At 42.5% G+C, this 21,583-nt stretch carries 20 protein-coding genes; 6 read left to right on the forward strand and 14 right to left on the reverse strand.

Translation table 11 applies throughout. The features are described 5' to 3' along the window. Nucleotides 1-14 precede the first annotated feature (14 nt). On the forward strand, nt 15-1,520 hold the full coding sequence (locus L3V43_RS15130) for a SpoVR family protein (RefSeq protein WP_206471602.1): 1,506 nt from the start codon (nt 15-17) through the stop codon (nt 1,518-1,520). Between the two features lie 166 nt (nt 1,521-1,686). Here the strand turns inward: L3V43_RS15130 and L3V43_RS15135 are convergent, their stop codons facing one another. Beyond that, nucleotides 1,687-2,046: a DUF4870 domain-containing protein gene (locus L3V43_RS15135; protein ID WP_039492452.1), complete on the reverse strand. Its 360-nt coding sequence runs from the start codon at nt 2,044-2,046 to the stop codon at nt 1,687-1,689. Between the two features lie 388 nt (nt 2,047-2,434). Between L3V43_RS15135 and L3V43_RS15140 the strand changes: the two genes are divergently transcribed. Further along, the gene (locus tag L3V43_RS15140; RefSeq protein WP_237116931.1) at nt 2,435-3,094 is read left to right on the forward strand and encodes a hypothetical protein; all 660 of its coding nucleotides are present in this window, start codon (nt 2,435-2,437) and stop codon (nt 3,092-3,094) included. Continuing rightward, nucleotides 3,076-3,561, forward strand: a complete 486-nt coding sequence (locus tag L3V43_RS15145; protein WP_010375396.1) for a DUF2269 family protein — start codon at nt 3,076-3,078, stop codon at nt 3,559-3,561. The genes L3V43_RS15140 and L3V43_RS15145 overlap by 19 nt, the downstream gene beginning before the upstream one ends. Before the next feature lie 148 nt (nt 3,562-3,709). Here L3V43_RS15145 and L3V43_RS15150 read toward each other — a convergent pair whose 3' ends face one another. Both L3V43_RS15150 and L3V43_RS15155 read right to left on the reverse strand, forming a co-directional pair. Next, the gene (locus L3V43_RS15150; RefSeq protein ID WP_010375394.1) at nt 3,710-4,684 is read right to left on the reverse strand and encodes a diguanylate cyclase; all 975 of its coding nucleotides are present in this window, start codon (nt 4,682-4,684) and stop codon (nt 3,710-3,712) included. Nucleotides 4,685-4,686: 2 nt separating this feature from the next. Further along, nucleotides 4,687-5,691, reverse strand: a complete 1,005-nt coding sequence (locus L3V43_RS15155; protein ID WP_010606424.1) for a response regulator — start codon at nt 5,689-5,691, stop codon at nt 4,687-4,689. Between the two features lie 201 nt (nt 5,692-5,892). Between L3V43_RS15155 and tpx the strand changes: the two genes are divergently transcribed. Next, the gene (gene tpx, locus L3V43_RS15160) at nt 5,893-6,474 is read left to right on the forward strand and encodes a thiol peroxidase (protein WP_102056521.1); all 582 of its coding nucleotides are present in this window, start codon (nt 5,893-5,895) and stop codon (nt 6,472-6,474) included. Nucleotides 6,475-6,569: 95 nt separating this feature from the next. Here tpx and htpG read toward each other — a convergent pair whose 3' ends face one another. Beyond that, complete coding sequence (gene htpG / locus L3V43_RS15165) at nt 6,570-8,483, reverse strand: molecular chaperone HtpG (protein WP_010606422.1); 1,914 nt, start codon at nt 8,481-8,483, stop codon at nt 6,570-6,572. Between the two features lie 166 nt (nt 8,484-8,649). Next, on the reverse strand, nt 8,650-9,249 hold the full coding sequence (recR, locus tag L3V43_RS15170) for a recombination mediator RecR (protein ID WP_010606421.1): 600 nt from the start codon (nt 9,247-9,249) through the stop codon (nt 8,650-8,652). A 270-nt stretch (nt 9,250-9,519) separates the two neighbouring features. Here recR and L3V43_RS15175 point away from each other — a divergent pair, with 270 nt between their 5' ends. Further along, on the forward strand, nt 9,520-11,595 hold the full coding sequence (locus tag L3V43_RS15175) for a M13 family metallopeptidase (protein ID WP_237116930.1): 2,076 nt from the start codon (nt 9,520-9,522) through the stop codon (nt 11,593-11,595). Nucleotides 11,596-11,645: 50 nt separating this feature from the next. On the opposite strand, the gene L3V43_RS15180 is transcribed toward L3V43_RS15175, so the two are convergent. The 9 genes from L3V43_RS15180 to L3V43_RS15220 form a co-directional block, all read right to left on the reverse strand. Next, on the reverse strand, nt 11,646-12,221 hold the full coding sequence (locus L3V43_RS15180; RefSeq protein WP_088532267.1) for a rhomboid family intramembrane serine protease: 576 nt from the start codon (nt 12,219-12,221) through the stop codon (nt 11,646-11,648). 104 nt (nt 12,222-12,325) lie between these two features. Further along, complete coding sequence (locus tag L3V43_RS15185) at nt 12,326-13,306, reverse strand: restriction endonuclease (RefSeq protein WP_235368037.1); 981 nt, start codon at nt 13,304-13,306, stop codon at nt 12,326-12,328. Between the two features lie 12 nt (nt 13,307-13,318). Continuing rightward, on the reverse strand, nt 13,319-13,861 hold the full coding sequence (locus L3V43_RS15190; protein WP_237116929.1) for a hypothetical protein: 543 nt from the start codon (nt 13,859-13,861) through the stop codon (nt 13,319-13,321). A 310-nt stretch (nt 13,862-14,171) separates the two neighbouring features. Then, a complete protein-coding gene (locus L3V43_RS15195; protein WP_010368987.1) occupies nt 14,172-14,498 on the reverse strand; it encodes a YbaB/EbfC family nucleoid-associated protein in 327 nt (108 codons plus the stop codon). Between the two features lie 63 nt (nt 14,499-14,561). Then, nucleotides 14,562-16,889 (reverse strand): DNA polymerase III subunit gamma/tau, encoded by a 2,328-nt coding sequence (gene dnaX, locus L3V43_RS15200; RefSeq protein ID WP_237116928.1) that lies wholly within the window; start codon nt 16,887-16,889, stop codon nt 14,562-14,564. A gap of 2 nt (nt 16,890-16,891) precedes the next feature. Then, on the reverse strand, nt 16,892-17,437 hold the full coding sequence (gene apt, locus L3V43_RS15205) for an adenine phosphoribosyltransferase (protein ID WP_010606415.1): 546 nt from the start codon (nt 17,435-17,437) through the stop codon (nt 16,892-16,894). 642 nt (nt 17,438-18,079) lie between these two features. Continuing rightward, nucleotides 18,080-18,829 (reverse strand): putative DNA-binding domain-containing protein, encoded by a 750-nt coding sequence (locus tag L3V43_RS15210; protein ID WP_235368039.1) that lies wholly within the window; start codon nt 18,827-18,829, stop codon nt 18,080-18,082. A 2-nt stretch (nt 18,830-18,831) separates the two neighbouring features. Next, nucleotides 18,832-19,668: a DUF692 domain-containing protein gene (locus L3V43_RS15215; protein ID WP_237116927.1), complete on the reverse strand. Its 837-nt coding sequence runs from the start codon at nt 19,666-19,668 to the stop codon at nt 18,832-18,834. A 155-nt stretch (nt 19,669-19,823) separates the two neighbouring features. Beyond that, nucleotides 19,824-20,312 (reverse strand): hypothetical protein, encoded by a 489-nt coding sequence (locus L3V43_RS15220; protein WP_237116926.1) that lies wholly within the window; start codon nt 20,310-20,312, stop codon nt 19,824-19,826. A 268-nt stretch (nt 20,313-20,580) separates the two neighbouring features. Here L3V43_RS15220 and L3V43_RS15225 point away from each other — a divergent pair, with 268 nt between their 5' ends. Beyond that, nucleotides 20,581-21,567 carry a tRNA-dihydrouridine synthase gene (locus L3V43_RS15225; protein WP_102056513.1) on the forward strand — a complete coding sequence of 329 codons (987 nt, stop codon included), beginning with the start codon at nt 20,581-20,583 and terminating at the stop codon, nt 21,565-21,567. Nucleotides 21,568-21,583 lie beyond the last annotated feature (16 nt).

Genomic DNA, 21,583 nt, shown 5'->3' on the forward strand with positions numbered 1-21,583 from the left:
TGGAGGGTTGCGCGATGACATATCAGCCAATTGACGATGGTCCAGATTGGACCTTTGATTTACTTGATACTTATCATCAGGAAATTGCTCGTGTAGCCGAGCATTACAGACTTGACACTTACCCAAATCAAATTGAGGTGATCACAGCTGAGCAGATGATGGATGCCTACTCAAGTGTTGGCATGCCAATTGGTTATGCACATTGGTCGTACGGTAAAAAATTTATCCAGACTGAGCAAACCTACAAACGAGGTCAAATGGGTCTTGCCTACGAGATTGTGATTAACTCTAATCCTTGTATTGCGTACTTAATGGAAGAAAATACCATGCCTATGCAGGCACTGGTGATGGCGCATGCGTGCTATGGTCATAACTCTTTCTTCAAGGGTAACTATCTATTTAAAACCTGGACGGACGCATCATCCATCATTGATTACTTGGTATTCGCTAAAAATTATGTCGCCAAGTGTGAAGAAAAGTACGGTATTGATGAGGTAGAAAACCTGATTGACTCTTGTCATGCATTAATGAATTACGGCGTTGATCGATATAAAAGGCCGCAACGGATCTCTATGTTTGAAGAGCAAAAACGGCAAAAAGAACGGGAAGATTATTTGCAGTCCCAAGTTAATGAATTATGGCGAACCATTCCTAAAGGTGAAGATGAAGAAACAGACAACCGTGCCCGTTTCCCATCGGAACCTCAGGAAAATATACTGTATTTCATCGAGAAAAATGCCCCATTGTTGGAGTCTTGGCAACGCGAGATTATTCGTATTGTGCGTAAAGTATCACAGTACTTCTACCCGCAAAGACAAACTCAAGTCATGAATGAAGGCTGGGCTACATTTTGGCATTACACTATTTTGAACCACTTATATGACGAGGGAAAACTAAGTGATTCCTTTATGTTGGAGTTTTTACAAAGCCATACCAATGTTGTATATCAACCGCCATACAATAGTAAATTTTATTCTGGGATAAACCCCTATGCGCTCGGCTTTAATATGATGGTCGATATTCGCCGTATATGCGAAAACCCAACGGAAGAAGACAAACAGTGGTTCCCGGAATTTGCGGGGAGCAACTGGCTAGATACACTGCATTTTGCGATGCAAAATTTTAAAGACGAGAGCTTTATCAGCCAATTTTTATCTCCAAAGCTCATGCGCGACTTTAAGCTTTTTACTATTGTCGATAAACAAAAATCTCCGCATTTGGAAGTTGGCCCTATTCACGACGAAATGGGTTATCAACAACTTCGCAGTGCCCTTTCAGCGCAGTACAACCTCAGTAACCATGAGCCTAATATTCAAGTTTATGACGTCGATGTACGGGGAGATCGCTCACTTACGCTGAGGTATGTCCCGCAAGGCGGGATCCCACTTGCCGCTTCTAAACAAGAAGTGATAAAGCACCTCTATCGCTTATGGGGATTTAAAGTGAGACTTGAGCAAGTAGATGAAAATGGCAATATCGAGCAGATAGCGCAATGCCCTGAAGAGGAAAGTGAATCGTAACTCTGTTAGTTTGACTTAGGAGACGGCAAACAGGTTGTATTTGCCGTGACTCCTTTCTAATGCTTAGACACTTTAGCTTCAACTACTCTACAGTGAGGTGTGTTATTAAATTCTAGACAGCACGTAAACACTTCCAACTGCAGAGCTTCGCTATTCAAAGTGCCGGTTACTTAAAAAAATTGAAGCTAAGTGGATAAATCCATACTTCCCCATTATTGGCTTTCATCGCGGCAATGATGGCAAATATAATATTAAGAATAGCTAACACAACGAACCCTAAAATACCAACCGCGACAAAAACTAAAATACCGCAAATTATGGAATAGATGATTAAGCTAATTAACCAGTTAATAGTGGCTTTTCCGTGTTGGTCGATTGTTTCGCTTTTATCCTTATTGGTTGCCCACATAACCACCGGTAATACAAGCCCTAGTCCCGGAGCAACAAAGCTCGCCAGCTGGCTCAAATGTAATAACATACAGTATGTATTTAGCGGCATCCCCCAGTATTCATCATTATCGTTCATTTTTCATTCCCTTTTATTGTTGTAAGTGATTACGCATTTCAAGCAAGTGTTTCATATTGACTGAAGTCTATGGAATTCTTCCTAATGAGCTAAAATCATTTAAGGAACTACTATTCACCTGCCTCATCTTAAAATAAATGGCTAAAGACCTCTAATTGATAACTCAACTCCCCACTCCTCCATTAAAGCTAGATAAGCCATGATTTACAAGTCTTTTGATATCAAGAGCATGAGCGTAGACATAACAACTCTGGTTAACCGCTATAGTTTAAAGACAAGGTTTATTCAATTTTCACCAAGTAAATAGTGTCTACTCAGACTAAGGCTTTACCAATTTTGGGTATAGATTTAAGATGAACCAAAGGACTCTAATCCAGACATAAAACCAATGGATCAATACAAAACCAAATTTGTTGTTGTTTATCTAATTGCTGCAATAATTACTGCGGCATGCCTTTTAATGAATGGACCGATGCGTCCTGGCTTGCCTCTTGATAACACGGTAATAATGCGTATGGAGTTTATTGCCGAAAACTTAGTATTGTGGCAGTGGTCTTGGATAGCTTGGATGTTCTCTGCACTAGGTCTTTTAGTATTTAGTGTTATTTTAGCAGGTGAGCTCAAAGCAGACTTTAGAAAGCATGTTGGCCTGCTATTAGTCGCATTGGGTGTGGTCCCAGATCTAATTGCTGAAGTAATTTATGCCTTTGTTTTACCAAAAGTAGTTCATTTAGCCATGGGAGAATCTGTATTTTTACTGTTTGAGCATATTGCAACCCATCTAACCGGTTACTTAGGTAATGGCCTTTATAATTTAGGAGGGCTTACGTTAACCTGTCTAGCCATTAAGCAAGGTATATTTAAAACATGGGTATCAGTGTGGGGGATCACCGCTTGGGTTTTAGGTTTATTGCTGTCTGTATCTATCGCTGCTGGTCAACTTAAAGCTGCTGAGATATTTACTGCATCAAGCATGACTCTTAGTACACTTTGGATGATTATCTTTGCACATCAAGTTTTGAGGCCTAGATGGAATACGCAATCTTAAAATTAGTGCACATAGGCGCCTTGATTTTTTGGCTCGGCCCAGCTCTTGGTGCTTGGCTTGTGTTAAAAGCAATAGAAAATGAAAATATAGGACCAGTGACCGCGAAGGTGGATCATGTGTTCTTTCTTATGGTCACACTGGAACATGTAGCATTTATTGTCCTCTTATTAACAGGCTTTTCTATGGCTTTTTTAGCTGGATGGTTTACATCTCCATGGCTCCAGCAAAAGCTACTTGTGGTCGGTCTCGTGATTATCCCGTTAGAGATTGTGGATATTTTCTTGGGAAATTGGTTAGCAGCAAAGGCATCTAAAAGTGTCCACTTGGGCATTGCAAGCGCTCAGCAACGGCGTTGGTTAGCGCTCTACCACGGCCCTTTTACTAAACTTGCACTCTTAACCATACCGGTTTCAGTCGTTATCGTGATGTATTTAGCGGTGAGTAAGATGCCACTTTTATCACTTTAATTCGCGGAATAACCGAACGATACTGTTGATTTGTCTAACAGACCGCTGTTCATTCCACACCGATACTAAAAAGTTAGTGGGGTAAGAATTATAAAGTGGCAATATGAATAGAACCGCATCGCGCTAAAGTCACCATATAAAGATAAATTTACTCGCTGGCCATGTCTTCAGAGTATACAGTTACCCGATTTCTTCCGCCCTCTTTAGAAACATACAAAGCGCTGTCCGCGGCTTCAATCCATTGCTCATGTTTTTCAAAAGACTCTTCGTACACGGCAACACCAAGGCTAACCGTAATCTTTATTTGTTGTTCATCGTAGTAAATAGATGAGTTTTCTATTAACGAGCGCAGTCTTTCGGCGAAAGTGATTGCACCCTTTACGTCTGTGTCGAGCAAAGTCACTGCAAACTCTTCACCGCCGTAGCGGCCTGCAGTGTCCGTTTCGCGTAGTGTTTTGCGTAGTAAGTCAGAGATATGGCGGATTGCCTCATCTCCACCACTGTGCCCGTATTCGTCATTGATACGCTTAAAGTGGTCAATATCAAACATAAGCAATGCACTTTGGCCTTGATTACGTTTCAAGCGTTTAAACTCTTGCTTTAGGCTTTCTTCCCAAAAGCCGCGATTATGCAACTGCGTTAAACTGTCTGTTCGGCTAATTTTTTCTAATTGTTTATTCAACGACTCAAGCTCTAACTTGTTGATTGCTTCGTCGGTTACATCGTATATGATCACACAAATATGCCCTACATCCCCCGTCACTGTGGTCAATGGGATGAAAGTTGCATTCTGATACATATAATCCGCTTTGCCTGTGATAGGTCGATAATTTTTGAATCGGAAAATATACGGCTGCTGCTCCCAAATGGTAAACGACCGATTTTTTAGCACGAATACAGGCTCAGCTTTTGATCTAAACCATTGCTCATCAATACTTGGGAACAAATCAAAAATGTCTTTATCTTTAACCGCACTCGGTAACAAACCAGAATGATTTTCCATAAAACCATTCCATATACATACCTTGTAGTCGCGATCGAGTACCACCAAGCCAACATCTACGGTGTTAAACATATCCATTAACCAATGGATTTCATTCATATCAAAATCGGCTGCAGGCATAGTTAATCATCCAATAAATAGGCTACTTTGTATTTTAATGTTTTAAGTGAGTCTTCTGTGAATAACAGCATAAGGTCACAGTTAATGTTGTGATGCTCAATGCCATAGCTAATCTCTATAGCTAGCGTTCTTTGCCATCTCGCCTTGTTGGCTTTCACAAGCTCAGCAACATCACAATGTTGACCAAGCACCACGGGGTGGCCTTGACTGAAAGACATATCGAGCTGCTTAGATAGTCCCGTTAAAATTGCGCCAATCAAGATATTGCTAATATCCATTAGGAGCTCGAGCTCAACTTTGGTATTAAGATCGCCATGATAATTCATCAAAGATGCGATCTCTTTGAAACTAGAATCATTGAGCAGTAGTAGCGCTTCTCCGGAAACACCACCGCCAATAAAGCCTTGGCAAACGCCCGACGTAGTTGCGCTAGCATCAATTGCTTGCAGTGCCATATGCAGCTCATTGACTTCGAGCACGTTGACGTTTGGAATAGGTAATTCAACGAATACGTTTAGCAATCGCGCCAACAAATCCCCCGCCTGCCCCATAGCAACGTTGGTAAGCTCTTGATAGATATCACGGATCTCAGGGTCTAGCTGCTCACCAAGTTTATGAACCAAGCTTTCTCTGATTGCTTTGTCTTTTATTCCATGATGCTCAATAATTTCAGCAAGCTTAGCTGCATCACAGGGCTTACGGATAAAATCAATAGCGCCAAGTTCTATCACTCGTTGGTGCGCATTAGGCTGGATGTCGCCGGAAACAACGACAGTAAGCACAGATAAATCTTGCTCGGTAATGGCCTGTAGCACTTCATAGCCATCCATCTGCGGCATATTTAGATCAAGGAATAGAATCTCTGGAGAAAGTGCTTTTATTTGTTTAATACAGTCGAGTCCATTCTCTGCAAATTCTACTTTAATATCCCAGTCGTCTGGCAATGAACGCGCCAGCTGCCGACGGGCAAGTTTTGAATCGTCACAAATTAGGACTAGTGTTGACATACAAGCTCTCTTTCTGTTTCCCATGCGTATCGGCACGATGTCGGGAAGTTTTAGTTATAATTATGAGATTAAAGCTTAAAATTGCGACATATGTTAATAAAACGACGCCATCTTGACAATCTAAATGTCACTTAAGCTTGGTTAGTTACTGTCAGTATAATACACTCAAATCAATTAAGTTAACTTCAAAAGGAATACTTTATGCTGAAAGCGTTAGTTTTAGCGAGTGGTCTGTTTAGTGCGGTATCATTGGCTTATGATTTACCTGAAAACTCGGTAGATATGGGCAAGGTAAAAGCACAAGGTAAAGCGGTGGTATTACTTGGTAATGGTGTAAAGCAAGGTCAGGCTGCACCGGATTTTAAGGTTGCCGATGCTGACTTCAGCCCAGTTACCCTGAAAGACTTTGAAAGTCGTGCAATTTTAATTAGCGTTGTTCCAAGCCTAGATACTGGTACTTGTAGCCTACAAACAAAACATTTTAATGAGAAAGTAGCAAGCCAATTTCCTGATGTTGCCATGTTGACGATTAGTGCGGACTTGCCGTTTGCGCAAAAGCGCTTTTGCAAAGCAGAAAATATCGACAAGGTTAAAACATTATCAGACGCCGTATGGCATTCTTTTGGTGAAAATTATGGTTTGTTGATTAAAGATATGGGCCTGCTCAGTCGCGCGATTTTTGTGCTAGACAAGGAACACAAGGTTGTTTACAAGCAGCTGGTAGAAAATTTAGCAAAAGAGCCAAACTACGAAGAAGTCGTTGGCGCACTGAAGAGTCTATAGCCTCACTATATACTCTCATCAATAAATACAACAAAGCCGGTCACTTAACAACGACCGGCTTTTTCAATTCGTTATACCAATTTACTTCATTAATTTTACTTTTGTAGATCTAGCATTAGCTTATTAAGACGGCTTACAAAGCCCGCTGGATCTTTCAGGCTACCACGCTCTGCAAGCATTGCTTGGTCTAGCAGTACTTCTGCCCATTGTCCAAACTTGTCTTCGTCTTGTTCGTTATTCAAGTGCTTAACCAATTGGTGCTCAGGGTTAAGTTCAAATACCGGCTTAGACTCAGGCACGGCTTGACCCACCTGCTCCATTAGCTTTTGCATCTGAGAGCTCATGTCGTGATCGTCTGCAACCACACACGCAGGAGAATCTGTTAAGCGGTGCGTAAAGCGTACTTCTTTCACTTTATCGCCAAGTGCTGTTTTCACGCGCTCAACTAGGCCTTCAACTTCTTTCTCACTTTCTTCGTGTGCTTTTTTCGTCTCTTCGTCATCCATATCACCTAAGTCAAGATCACCACGCGTGATTGACTGAAGTGGCTTCTCGTTGAATTCAGTGAGGTGGCTCATCATCCACTCGTCAACACGATCCGACAACAGTAAAACTTCAATGCCTTTCTTACGGAAGATTTCAAGATGCGGTGAACTCTTTGCTGCTTCAAAGCTATCAGCCACAACATAGTAAATCTTATCTTGGCCTTCTTTCATGCGCTCAATGTACTGCTCAAGAGAAACATTTTGCGTTTTCTCGTCAGTATGTGTAGAGCTAAAGCGCAATAGTTTTGCAATAGCATCTTTGTTTGCGAAATCTTCAGCAGGACCTTCTTTGATCACATTACCAAATTCATTCCAGAATGCTTGGTAATCTTCTGGTTTGTTTTTGCCCATACGCTCAAGCATTTTAAGTACACGAGATGTACAGCCTTTACGAATAGCTTGAGTGATCTTGTTGTCTTGTAGGATCTCACGAGATACGTTAAGCGGTAAATCGTTAGAATCTAGTAAGCCTTTAACAAAGCGCAGGTAGCTTGGCATAAACTGCTCGGCGTCATCCATGATGAACACGCGTTGTACATAAAGCTTAAGGCCAGCTTGACGCTCACGATTGTATAAATCGAAAGGTGCCTTTTTAGGGATATAAAGTAGGCTGGTGTATTCAGTTTTACCTTCTACTTTATTGTGTGCCCAAGTGAGTGGCTCTTCCCAATCATGACCAACATGCTTGTAGAACTCTTTATATTCTTCTTCGCTGATCTCTGATTTATCACGAGTCCAAAGTGCTGTGGCTTTATTGATCGCTTCCCACTCGCCAGGTTGCGCTTCAATTTTCTCGCCATCTGGGCCTTCAGATTCAGGAACTGGGTCTTTATAAAGTTCAACAGGAATTGAAATGTGATCTGAGTATTTAGTCACAATACCGCGAAGGCGATAAGTTTCAAGGAACTCACTCTCTTCTTCACGAAGATGTAGTGTGATCTCTGTACCACGCTCTGCTTTTTCGATTTCAGCAATCGTGAAGTCGCCTTCACCTTGCGATTCCCATTCAACCGCCTCTGACTCACCCGCTTTACGCGTACGAACCGTTACTTTATCAGCAACAATGAATGCAGAATAGAAACCAACACCGAACTGACCAATCAGCTGTGAATCTTTTGCTTGGTCGCCAGTTAGGTTTTTAAAGAAATCAGCTGTACCTGATTTTGCGATGGTACCTAATGAGCTGATCACTTCGTCACGCGTCATACCAATACCATTGTCAGAAATGGTAATGGTTTTTGCATCTTTGTTTACGCTTAAGCGAACACGTAGCTCCGCGTCACCTTCGTAAAGGTCACCATTTTGCAAAGCTAAATAACGTAGTTTGTCAGCCGCGTCTGAAGCGTTAGATACTAATTCGCGTAAAAAGATCTCTTTGTTTGAGTACAAAGAGTGGATCATTAGGTTTAATAATTGTTTGACTTCTGTTTGAAAGCCTAATGTTTCTTTTTGAGCTGCGGACATTGTTCTCTCCAATATAAGCAATTAATGCAGTGTTCTTTATCAATATGCTAGGTATATGGGGGAGGAGAAAAAACTTTCAAGAGACTGAACAAAATTTTTAACAAATCGCCCTATTTTTTAGATTCAATTGCTCCAAAAACAGGGCTTTTAGCAAGAAGCGTTAAGATTAGAGCTTCTTACGCCCGCTAAACGCATGCATTAACGTCATACCGTCTACAAGGTCAAGCTCACCGCCGACAGGCATACCATGGGCAATACGTGACGCTTCAACCTGATACTTATGACATAACTCAGAAATATAATGTGCCGTTGCCTCGCCTTCCACCGTTGGGTTTGTCGCTAAGATAACTTCATTAATATTGCCAGCACTTAGCTTACGCTCAAGGACATCAAGGCCGATTTCATTAGGGCCAATTCCATCCAGAGGCGATAAATGCCCCATCAGCACAAAATACAAGCCATTAAATTGGCCCGTTTGCTCTATCGCCAATACGTCCGTTGGTGATTCAACCACACAAAGCAGCCCTGTGTCTTGGCGCTTGATACTTTGGCAAATATCACACACCTCAACCTCACTAAATGTTCGGCAGCTTGAGCAATGACCGATGGCTTGCATCGCATGAGTAAGGCTTTGCCCCAGTTGGCTGCCGCCCTCTCTGTCTCGCTCTAATAAATGAAAGGCAATACGTTGCGCAGACTTAGGCCCAATGCCAGGTAAACAACGCAGCGCTTCAATAAGCGCCGTTAAACTTGGTGATAATTGCATAAATTCGTTTCTTGTGGCCCATGCAGTGCAAACGCACCGATAACAATGCCGAAATGATAAGGGATATTTCTATTGATTTAAAGCTTGAAGCAATTTCAATTCCCTTCACGCATTGTGAAGTTTAAAAACGCATTTACCATGAATTTTTCAACAATTCGACTCAAATGCTTGCAGCAAACAGGTATTCGCTCGACAATGGTTCCATTCCCGATAGTAAATACAATAGGACGACTGTCGGGCTCACTTCTCGAACTAGATAGAGACTACATAATGAAAAAAACGATAATAGCAAGTGCACTTGCAGCCGTTATGCTGACGGCTTGCTCTGAGCCACAAGTCACAACAAGTGAAACCCAAAAAACAGAAAACGCAGCGGTAGCCACTGGTAAGGCCGAACTTGGCAACTTTGGTGTTGACCTCAGTGCACGCGATGAAAGTGTAAAACCAGGCGATGATTTCTTTATGTACGCCAGCGGCACTTGGTACAAAAACTACGAGATGCCAGCAGACAAAACGCGTTTTGGTGCATTCTCTGCACTTGCTGAACGCAGTGAAGAGCAAGTAAAAACCATTATCGAAGAGATTGCTAACGGTAAAAACCTAAACGCCGAAGAGCAGCTAATTGCCGATTTTTACAATGCTTATATGGATGTTGAAACCCTAAATAAGCTTGGTATTAAACCTATTCAGCCACTACTTGCTGACATTGACGCCATTAACAACACTGACGGTCTAACCAAAGCATTCGGACAATCTTGGTTAACTGGCGTAAATGCGCCGATCGGCGGCGGTATGTGGTTTAACCGTCTAGACCCAAATAAATATGAGATGTCGATGGGTGCTGGCGGACTTGGACTACCAGATCGCTCTTACTATTTAGAAGAGGCTGAGCGTTTTGTTAAAACTCGAGAAGCATACGTTACGCATATTGCAGATATGCTTAAATTTGCGGGTAAAGACAAGCCGACTGAGCGCGCAGAGGCCATTCTTGCACTTGAAACTAAAATTGCTGAGGGACACTGGCCACGTGAAAAACGCAGAAATCGCGACCTGACATTAAATCAAGTCAAACGTGACGAACTAGCAACACAGTACCCAGGCTTTAATTGGGATTTATATTTTGCTGAAACAGGCTACAAAGTGCCTCAGCTAAATATGTCTCAGCCAGAGCCGATTAAAGCAATGATTGCGCTTATCAACTCTGAAGACTTGGCCGTCTGGAAAGACTATCTAACTTATCATGCAATTAGCGGCAATGCGTCGCTGTTGTCTGAAGATATCTTCAATACTAACTTTGAATTTTATGGCAAACATTTAAGTGGTCAACAAGAACCGCGCGCACGTTGGAAACGTGCAATCAGCGAAATGTCTGGCACTACGTCGCTTGGCTTTGCAATTGGTAAAGTTTACGTTGCCCGTTACTTCCCAGAGTCTTCTAAAAAACAAATGTCAGAATTGGTTGAAAACCTACGCACCGCGCTTGGTGAAAGGATTGAAGGCCTAGACTGGATGGGTGAAGAAACAAAAGTAAATGCTCAAGCAAAACTTGCCGCATTTACTCCTAAGATTGGCTACCCTGATAAATGGCAATCATTTGATGGGTTAACCCTAACCCGTGATAACTTAATGACAAATGTGAAAAACCTACGTGAGTTTTTCCGCAATGACAGTATCGCCAAAGAGCTTGAAAAAACCGATCGTAACCGCTGGGGTATGACACCGCAACGCGTAAACGCCTACTACAACAGCTCGTTTAATGAAATCGTTTTCCCTGCGGCAATTTTACAACCGCCATTCTTCGACCCAAATGCAGATCCTGCAGTAAACTACGGCGGTATTGGCGCGGTGATAGGCCACGAAATGGGCCACGGCTTTGACGACCAAGGCTCAAAATCCGATGCCAATGGTATTCAGCGTAACTGGTGGACCGATGCTGACCGCGCTGCTTTCGAAGAAAAAGCAGACAAGCTCGCGGCACAATACAACAAATATGAGCCTATTGAAGGTAACTTCGTAAACGGTCGCAACAGCCTTGGCGAAAACATCGGTGACGTGGGCGGCCTTGCGATGGCTTATCATGCATATAAACTGAGCCTAAACGGCAAAGAAGCACCTGTGATTGATGGCTTGACTGGCGACCAACGTTTCTTCCTTGCTTGGGCACAAGTGTGGAAAGAAAAGCGTACTGAGCAAAGCATGCTAAACCAGCTACGCGCAGGTACGCACGCACCGGGTCAATTTAGAGCCCTTGCGCCTCGCAACCATGATGCATGGTATAAAGCGTTTGACGTTAAACCGGGCGACAAACTGTACCTAGCACCTGAAGAACGCGTGCGTATTTGGTAATAACTTAAATCCCAAAGCATAACCTGCCGTCACTGGTAGGTTATGCTGCTTTAACGCCGAGCAATACGCTTTTGCTTGGTTAAGTATGCCCCGCATAATCCGCTTAAAAACCCAAAAATATGACTTGAACTACTCGTCTGTGCCGAAAAATCAAATAATGTCGCTAAAAAGCTAATATTGGCATAGTAAGTCAATACCAGCAGAGCTATAAAACTAACAATGCCAAGCACATCGCGATTGAATAGCGCAGCACCCAGCAGTAAGCCAAAGTAACCCATTACAATACCTGATGCGCCAATGTGATTAGCATGTCCAGCAAACAGCCACACCAACAGCCCTGTAGCAACCACAATAAAAAAAGTTGCTCGCTTAAACCTAGGTAATCTCGCTGCCAAATAGCCGCTAATACTTAAGCCGAGCAAATTACTCAGCAAATGTCCCCAGCTACCATGTACAAAAGGCGCGGTTAACACACCACTCAAATGATGTACATTATGCGGTACAATCCCAAAACGGTAGACGGGTAAGCCAAAAATACCACCCAACACCTGTACGAGGCACATCACTGCCATCGCGTACAAAACCAGCTTAAAATTGGGCGGAAAAACTAGTGCACGTTTACTCATCTTATTGTCCACATCCCCTCTAATGGCACACCACTGATAAGGTGGCTAAATTTTATTAACCTGTTAAAGCCAAGGGCATGTCACAACATCTTGGCTGAGGTCGATTAGAGTAACTTAGGAAGTACAGATAACCCTAGTTTTTCTTTAGTTGAAACAGACAACTTATCAACTTGAGAGATTATTTTGGCAGCTAATGCTTCTCCTTCCATAACACTTACCCCATGTTCACTTGCATATTCTTTAACTTCATCTGAAACAACACCAGTGGTAATCAACCATAAACTAACATTCGGTGTTTCTTTTTCAAATTCAATTAACTGATCAACTCCCCAATTACTAGTTGTACCTGAATGATGCTTACACTGAACATACACGATATTTGTCCCAGAAAAGTCATCACTTTTTTCCGCCCTAATATCAATATCAGAATGATCATTTGTCTGACTTTTTGACATAATATGCGTTCGATAACCTTCAATTTCTAAGAGTTCAGCAATTAACTTTTCTAAACCATACCCACCACTTTCTAGTCTAGATTGCCCTGTTATCAATCTATCTAGCAAACTACGTTCAATATGTTTTAATTCAATTTCTACTCGAGTCTGAAATTCTGAGTCAAATTTTATCTCTAGGTTTTGCTGTAGTTTTTCAATATAGCCGGCAATTTCTTCTTTAAATTCATTAAGGTTGGCAATCGACATCCTTATCTTTAATCTGCTTTGTAAGCCCTCAGTTAATTGATACCTTGGGATCTTAACCAAATTACCATTAGACTTTTTAAAAAAATTGACCGCGACTCTATTAGCTCCATTCCAAGGTGTTTCAGCGAATGATTTTTCACCAACTGCAACCCCTATTAACACAGCCCTATTTATCGGAACTACTACGATATCGCCTGCTGAAATTTCAAAAAATCGTTTGATTTGATTTCTTTGTCTGCCGACATCGATTCCCCTCTCTTTAATAAACTCATCAATTTCAAAAAAAGAATTAAATTTACTCAAATTAATTTCACGCCAACCATAACCAACTAAAGCCTGCTCGGCTAAGTACTCTGGGCCTCTAACTAATATTATGTTTTTCATTTTGTTCGTCCTTTACAGGTTAAGCCAATGCCAAAACTCTTCGGGCATTTCTTGCTCTACCATTTCCATGGCTTTGATATCGACAGTACTGTTACAGCCCATCAAAGGTACTTCAATTTCTCTTGATTGATCAGCCCAGTTAACTTCAAAGTAACGAACATTTTCATCATCATGGCATATCTTAGTTACTCTACCGAAACCGTATAGCTTCATGGTTTTACCAAATTGTTCACGCTTTTTAAGGACAAGAAGGTCACCTGCACACACTTCATACCATCGATTTATCTGAACTTCACTCTCTAGATAGTCAAAACGACAAATCCCATTTTCTTTCCAAAAAAGATCTAATCTATTTGAAAAATCAGCTTCGGGACAAAAGCCCATAAATAAAATTGATGTATCTGCAGGCTTACTATATGGGATCGCATCAAGTATTAACTTTGCGTCTTTATCTCCTTTGTTGAAAATGCGTAGCGCATTTTCTTGTAAAACAGCCATTTGAGCTCGCGTTAAACTGCCACTTTTTAACTGGTCAAGTTGATTTTGATACTTCATAAATCCATCTCCATATTTAGAATCGTTCGATACTGACACACTTAAGTTAGAACATTTCCACAGAAAATAAAAGCTTTATTATTCAAATAGATAAAACTAACTTTTAGTGTGAAAATGCTAAAATCTCGTGCTATAGAATCGGTTTAAATCCATTTAGAACCCTCTTTTTTCAAAAAAGTAGATTACGATGATAATTTTAAGGGATCAGATAAAGTAACAGCCCTCACCGAATCCGTGGTATCTATTAGGTATCCCTAAATTTCAGACAAAAAAATAGCGCCTTTAGGCGCTATTTTTATGGGATTCTAAATTAGAACGGCATTTTGAAACCTGGAGGCATTTGCATGCCGCCGGTGACTTCTGACATACGCTTTTGTGTTTCTTCACCTACACGGCGCACTGCATCGTTTACCGCAGCGGCTAGTAGGTCTTCGATCATGTCTTTGTCGTCTTCCATTAGGCTTTCGTCGATTTCTACGCGACGTACGTTGTGGCTACCAAGCATAGTCACTTTTACTAAACCTGCGCCTGCTTCACCTGTTACTTCTAGGCTCTTGATCTCTTCTTGGGCTTTTTCCATGCGCTCTTGCATTTGCTGCGCTTGCTTCATGATGTTGCCCATTCCGCCTTTAAACATATTCTGCTCTCTTATACTTCAATTTGGTTTACTGTGATAAAAGATAAGGGCTAACGCCCTTAATTACAATGCCTGAACACTATTTTCGTCAAGCATTGCGTCAAATTCTTGGACAAACGCGCTGACGAGAGGATCGTCACGCATCGCCGCTTTAGCTTGGACAAGCCTATGTTCATCTAACTGTTGCTGTACCAAAAACGGCGTGTTATTTACCGTGTCGATATAGTTAATCTCAAGCGCGATTGGCTGCTCAAGTAATGCGCTTAGGCTTTCAGTTAGTTTCTCTCTCAGCACTGCTGAATCCAAGTGCTGTTGACTCGCATCTACTTGCAATTGTACCTGCGCGCCTTGCTGCGTTATCACACTGTGTAATGCATACTGGCGAATTCGGCCACCTAATTGCATCTTTTCAATCATGTTTGCCCAATCGTCGCTCTGGTGAGCAAACTTAATGCCACTGATTGGACTAACAAAGTTTTCCGGTGCGGGGATCTCCACTTGAATACTTTGCTCGTTATCATCTTGTTTTACCGGCGATAACTGCTCTAGCAATTCTGGCGCTAAATTTTCCGTAATAGGTTTATGGCGCTCTTGAAACGCTTCTTTCTTTTGCTTTTTTGGTGCCAAGCGAGGTGCTGCCGGCTGTGCGCGTTGCGGTTCAGGCTGATACTCAGATGTGGTTACCGTGGTGGCTGGCGCTTGCTCTATTGGCATTGGCGCACTAGGCGCCTCAGACTTTTTTACCTCACCATTGGCTCCCACCAATCGACCCGCCCCAGAGATATTACGATTTTTTAAAATTCGTGCTATTGCTGACTGGGCTTGATTTTGCTGCTCGGTAACACTTGCTGTAGCAGCAGGTTCTGAAGCGTTTTGGTTTTGCACCTCAGGTCGAGACCAATCCTCTTGGTTTTGTGATGCCATTTGCGCGTATGCAGCATCATCAACTGGCGCACTTTCATGATGATGTGCAGGAACTTGTTCTTGGAACCCCTGCTCTACCGCCTGTGACATGATGCTGTCGTATTGGTTGGCCATCTCCGCCTCAGATGACACAGAGGCGACTGGTGCTTGGCTTTGCGCAGCAGGCGTTGGCGACACCGGCTCATACTGTGTTGTTTGTTGCGTGGTTGATGTCGTTGCTTCTGGTGCATATGTAGGTGTTGCTGTCGGCTGTACCTGAGGTGATGCCGCTACCGTAGCATTATCTTCTGTTGGCTTTTTTAACAGCGCTCGTAAATCCCCTACTTTGCTTTGCTTTTCAGAAGTCTCTTGGCTCACAGGAGCGCTAGGCACTACACTATGACTTTCTTTTTCGAACGCCATTAAGCGCAGCATTACCATCTCAAACCCAAGTTTAGGCTCGGGTGCCCACTTTAGGTCTTTTTTGCCATTTAACAGCAGTTGATACAACAACTGACCCTGTTGCGGTGCTAATTGCTCGGCAAATAGCTTAATGTCGTTGTTATCAAAATTTGATAACCGCGCAGCACTAGGCACAAGTTGAGTAAGCTGAATAACATGCAATAACGCAATTAAATCGTCCAGCACACTGACAAAATTACCGTTTTGTAGTGCTATTTTTTCAATCGCATTGAGTAAGGCATCACCGTCGTGACATAAAATTGCAGACAGCAAAATGACCGCATGAGCACTATCCATCAGTCCCAGCATAGATTGCACTGCAGGCACCGTTAAATTGCCATTTGTTTGTGCAATAGCCTGATCGGTCAAACTTAGAGCGTCACGCATACTGCCATCAGCGGCTTTAGCTAACGTTTGTAGCGCTACCGGATCAAAGGCAACTTGCTCTAGCGGCAGAATTTTTTCTAGCTGTTCAACTATTTGCCCTTGTGTCATTGCGTTCAGGTTGAACTGTAAACAGCGAGACAGAATAGTCACAGGCAACTTCTGTGGATCGGTTGTGGCGAGCAAAAATTTTACGTGCTCTGGCGGTTCTTCTAAGGTTTTAAGGAGCGCATTAAAACTGTGCTTCGACAACATATGCACTTCATCGATGAGATAAACCTTGTAGCGACCACGGGTTGGTGCATATTGTACGTTGTCTAAGATTTCTCGCGTGTCTTCAACTTTTGTGCGAGAAGCCGCATCAATTTCGATTAAATCGATAAACTTACCAGTTTCAATCTCAGTACAGGCACTACACTGACCACAAGGCGTTGAAGTAACGCCTTGTTCGCAGTTAAGGCTTTTGGCAAAGATCCTAGCAATGGTTGTTTTGCCCACACCACGTGTTCCGGTGAATAAATAGGCATGGTGTAAACGCATTTCATTGAGTGCGTTAACCAGAGCTTGTTTAACATGCTCTTGCCCCATTAATTCATGGAAGTTTTGCGGACGCCATTTTCGCGCCAGAACCTGATAGCTCATGCTTATTCGCCTTCGAACTCTACAAGTGAAAGGATTTTGATCCCAAGATCGTTGATTTTCTTTTCACCACCAAGCTCAGGCAATGAAATAACAAACGCAGCATCAGTGGCTTCACCGCCTAAGCGCTTAACCAGTTTTGCTGTTGCTTCAATAGTACCACCTGTTGCAAGTAAATCATCAACAAGTAGCACTTTATCACCTGTTTCAATTGCATCTGAGTGTAATTCAAGCGTATCTTCACCATATTCAAGCTGGTAAGACTGGCTGATCACCTCACGCGGTAATTTACCCGGCTTTCTTACTGGAATAAAAGGAATACCTAACTCATACGCCAATGGTGCACCGAAGATAAAACCACGCGATTCAGTACCGATGATTTTAGTGAAGCCGCCATCTTTATAAGCCGCAACGAATGCATCAATTGTTGCCTTAAACGCAGCTGGATTTGCTAGAAGTGAAGTCACGTCACGGAACATGATCCCTGGTTTTGGGTAATTAGGAACCGTCGCGATACTATTTTTGATCAATGACATATTCTCTGTCGTCATAATTGCTTTGCTTTAAGTTTATTACAAAAGAGTGAGATTATAACAATTTTCTATCCGGTTGAAACCGACTGAGTGACTTTGTGTGTCAGGATGGGGGAAAAGCGAACAATTTAGTGAGTATTTTATACCAATTAGCTTAATTAAGTGATCTATTTTGAGGCGAGAAAATCTTGTCGATAACACCGCTTCCGCATCCTGCTCACGCCAAGGTACCTACATCCATATAGGCAAGGCGAAAGTTTTGCGATTTAGTTGTTCTAAATGAGAAATTTTTAACGCAGTTAGCGTCAGATTTGCTCCTTCAAATTGAGCAAGTATTAAGACTAATTGGTATATATCTGTATAGAATCGAAAAAGGCTGCGAAAAGCAGCCTCTAGGTAAATACGTTCAGCTTGACTTATGCAAGCGCTGTTGCCCAGCCTAGAATCGCGTTTAAACAACCAATTCCAGCGAATACAGCAACAAATGCAAGGAAATACTTTGCATTGAACGGATCTTTAAAGTCACCTTTAGACATAGATACTACCTTTAATTTTACAACTCGCGCCAACTGCATAGCAGCAGAAAGCATTGACTAGCGCCCTAGTCCGAGTTTAAGCACGACAAAAACAGGCCGTATAATAGTCGATGTTGCCAATAGCTTAAAGGTTTTTTGTTTTGATAATGCCAAGATCCGCGAATTCAGCTAGTGTATGCCGTGCCCCTTGCTGCAGCTGTTCAACGGTAAACTGAGGCACTTGCTGCGCTATAACATCCACAATGTCAGTGAGTTGCATACCATCATTGGCTTCAATCACCGACAACATTAAGGCCGTCATCGGATTTAGTGCGACAAACTGAACTTCGTCCTCTTCGTCTCTATACAATGCAAAGCTAAACGTTTGCCCTGCTGTTTTAGTTGGCCTAAAGGTTTCACTGATCTGATGAACCGGATATTGATAATGTGCAACTCTGGCTGTACTTGCCAAGCTAATTTCAACATCTGCAAGCGCTTGTACCTTAATCGAAAGCTCATGCTCTGCTTCAACGGTCGTTGCTACATCTAGCTCTAGCCATTCATAGTGAGCAAGCTCTAACAAGAACTCAGGATCAGCTTCAGAGGGCTCGTATTCTGTTTGTAAAAACTGCAAGAACTCTTTGCTAATCTCTAAAAAGTATGGCGAATGACAATCGTGCTTAACAAAAAATAGCCTAATTAACGTCAACCAATCTTCATTAGTATACAAGCTTTTAAGTACAGGAAACGCACTGCTCACGAAGCCTTCAACATTATTAAAAAACAGCTCTTGATAGATTTTTAATCGCCGAGCTTCTACGCCATCAGGTGCAGGTTGGTTGTCTGGATCTCTAATATGCGCCATAAACTGCCGCTGAGTTTCTACAAAAGACATAACTATACCTGCTCCAAGCGCTTGGCGTATTTGGCCTGTATTGCAGAAATTTGCCCCGCTTCTGCCAGTAATTCTGCCATAGGAGGAATATTAAAATCTCGCTCTAGTAACGTCGGGAATACCCCATGAAGCTCATAGGCTTTATCTAACAAGTCCCATACTGGCGAAGATACCTCAGCGCCGTGTGTATCAACGAGTAAATCTTCGGCTTCCACATAATGGCCTGCGATATGGCCATATACAATACGCTCGCTTGGCATAGCCGCTAAGAATTGTTCAGCTTCGTAGCCATGGTTAATAGCGTTGACATAGATGTTGTTGACATCGAGTAGCAAATCGCAATCGGCCTCAGCTAATACCCCAAGGGTAAATTCTAACTCCGACATTTGTTGTCCAGGAGCCGCATAGTAAGACACATTTTCTACAGCAATTCGACGTTCTAGATGTTCTTGGACTGCTCGGATCCGCTTAGCTGTATGATGGATTGCTTCTTCCGTAAAAGGGATTGGCATCAGATCATACATATGACCCTCTCCCGAACAATAACTCAGATGCTCACTATACGTAGCGATATTATGCTGTTTAAAAAATGTTTTTAGTTGTGATAGAAATTCACGATCAAGCGGTGCAGGTGAACCTAGCGACAACGACAAACCATGACAAATAAAGGTATGCTGTTGCGTCAATGCTTGAAACTGCTTTGCAAGCTTGCCGCCAAATTTTAGCCAGTTTTCTGGTGCGACCTCATAAAAGTCTACTTGCTTTGGCGGTGCATTGAGCACGTCGTCGACCATTTCACGGCGTAAGCCAAGTCCTATGTTGCCTAATTGCACTGCCATATTTCTCTCACTTTAGACATTATTTTGAAGTAATTAGAAGCCCATATAAAAGAGGTTTTGCTGTATGCATAGCCTCGCTTTGGAATTACCCAATAGCGCTTTTTACCTTAACATAACTAGCTGCGCTATTGGGTCGAACATAATAGTGTTCTTAATTAGTGGTTACCACCGCATTTACCTTCGCCGCACTTGCCTTCTTTCTTGCCTTTAGCATCGCCACCACATTTACCTTCGCCGCACTTACCTTCTTTTTTGCCTTTGGCGTCGCCACCGCATTTGCCTTCGCCGCACTTACCTTCTTTTTTGCCTTTGGCGTCGCCACCGCATTTGCCTTCGCCGCACTTACCTTCTTTTTTACCTTTAGCGTCGCCACCACATTTGCCTTCGCCGCACTTACCTTCTTTCTTACCTTTGGCGTCGCCACCACATTTGCCTTCACCGCACTTACCTTCTTTTTTACTTTTAGCATCGCCACCGCATTTGCCTTCGCCGCACTTACCTTCACCAGCGTCTAGTTGATAACCAGCGGTCATTGTTTCAAAACTAAATGGATTCGCACTTGCGTCCGTCGCGGATAACCCCGCAGTACCTGCAACAACAGCGCTTAAAGTAAGGGCAATAGAGTTCTTTTTAACGGTATTCATAATGTTTGCTCTCTCAGAAATAGTAGATTCAATAAGTAGACCCAAACGTCTAAATATTTATTTCGCTAAACGTTTAAAAATTTTAGCTGTAATGCCAATTCGCTAAGTTTTGGTTTACATCCAGTTATAGTCCATCTGTTGTCTTTTTGCTATTTGCGGATAACTAGGGGCTGCTGATGACTTGCAGCAAACAATTAGCTAAAATGTCGCGCTTTTCGATGAGTCATCAGTGACTCATTTTATTTTTGTTGTATCTGAAGGTTAACACATGAAGCTTGTTCTGGCGCCGATGGAAGGTGTAGTTGATTTTAAAATGCGCGAATTACTCACAGATCTCGGCGGCTTTGATCTTTGTGTCACTGAATTTATTCGCGTCGTTGATCTCACCTTTCCACGTAGGGTATTTACTAGATACTGTCCTGAACTATTAAATGGTGGTTATACCAGAGCCGGAACACCGGTTAGAGTACAGCTTCTAGGTCAGGTTCCCCATGCGCTTGCTGCAAATGCACGAAAGGCCGTAAAGCTTGGCTCTCATGGTGTTGATTTGAACTTTGGTTGTCCTGCAAAAACCGTGAATAAAAGCCGTGGTGGTGCGGTTTTACTGAAAGAGCCTGAGCAAATTTATCAAATCATTAAAGCGGTTAGAGATGCGGTACCAGAAAAGCATCAAGTAAGTGCCAAAATACGCCTTGGCTTTGATGATGATGCCAATAGCACTGAAATTGTCGATGCGGTCCAGCAAGGTGGTGCGTCGAGTTTGGCAATACATGCACGGACCAAGCGAGATGGCTACAAACCGCCAGCGTACTGGGAAAAGATCCCCTCTTTATTATCAAGGTTAACCATTCCTGTCGTTGCTAACGGTGAAATTTGGCAAGTTGAAGATGCACTACTCTGCCAAACACGTAGCCAATGCCAAGATTTGATGCTTGGTCGCGGTGCGCTAGCCACCCCCGATTTGGCAGCAAAAATCAAAGCGCATGTTAGCGGAACTCATTATACTCCGCTTACATGGGAAAACGTGGTCTACCATATCCTCCACTCTTCCATGCATCAAGATGAGAATATGAGTGAAAAGTACTTTTCGGCTAGAACAAAACAATGGCTCAGTTATCTGAAACGTCAGTATGACGGCGCACATGTTCTTTTTGATGAAATCAAAACGCTTAAAAGCAAAGATGACGTCATGAAGGTGTTGCAGAAATACGCAATGTCTCCAGACATTGATTCAAATCATAACAGTGAAGTTTGACTGAAATGATAATGGG

The sequence above is a fragment of the Pseudoalteromonas sp. L23 genome (assembly GCF_021728455.1).
Classification (GTDB): Bacteria; Pseudomonadota; Gammaproteobacteria; order Enterobacterales; family Alteromonadaceae; genus Pseudoalteromonas.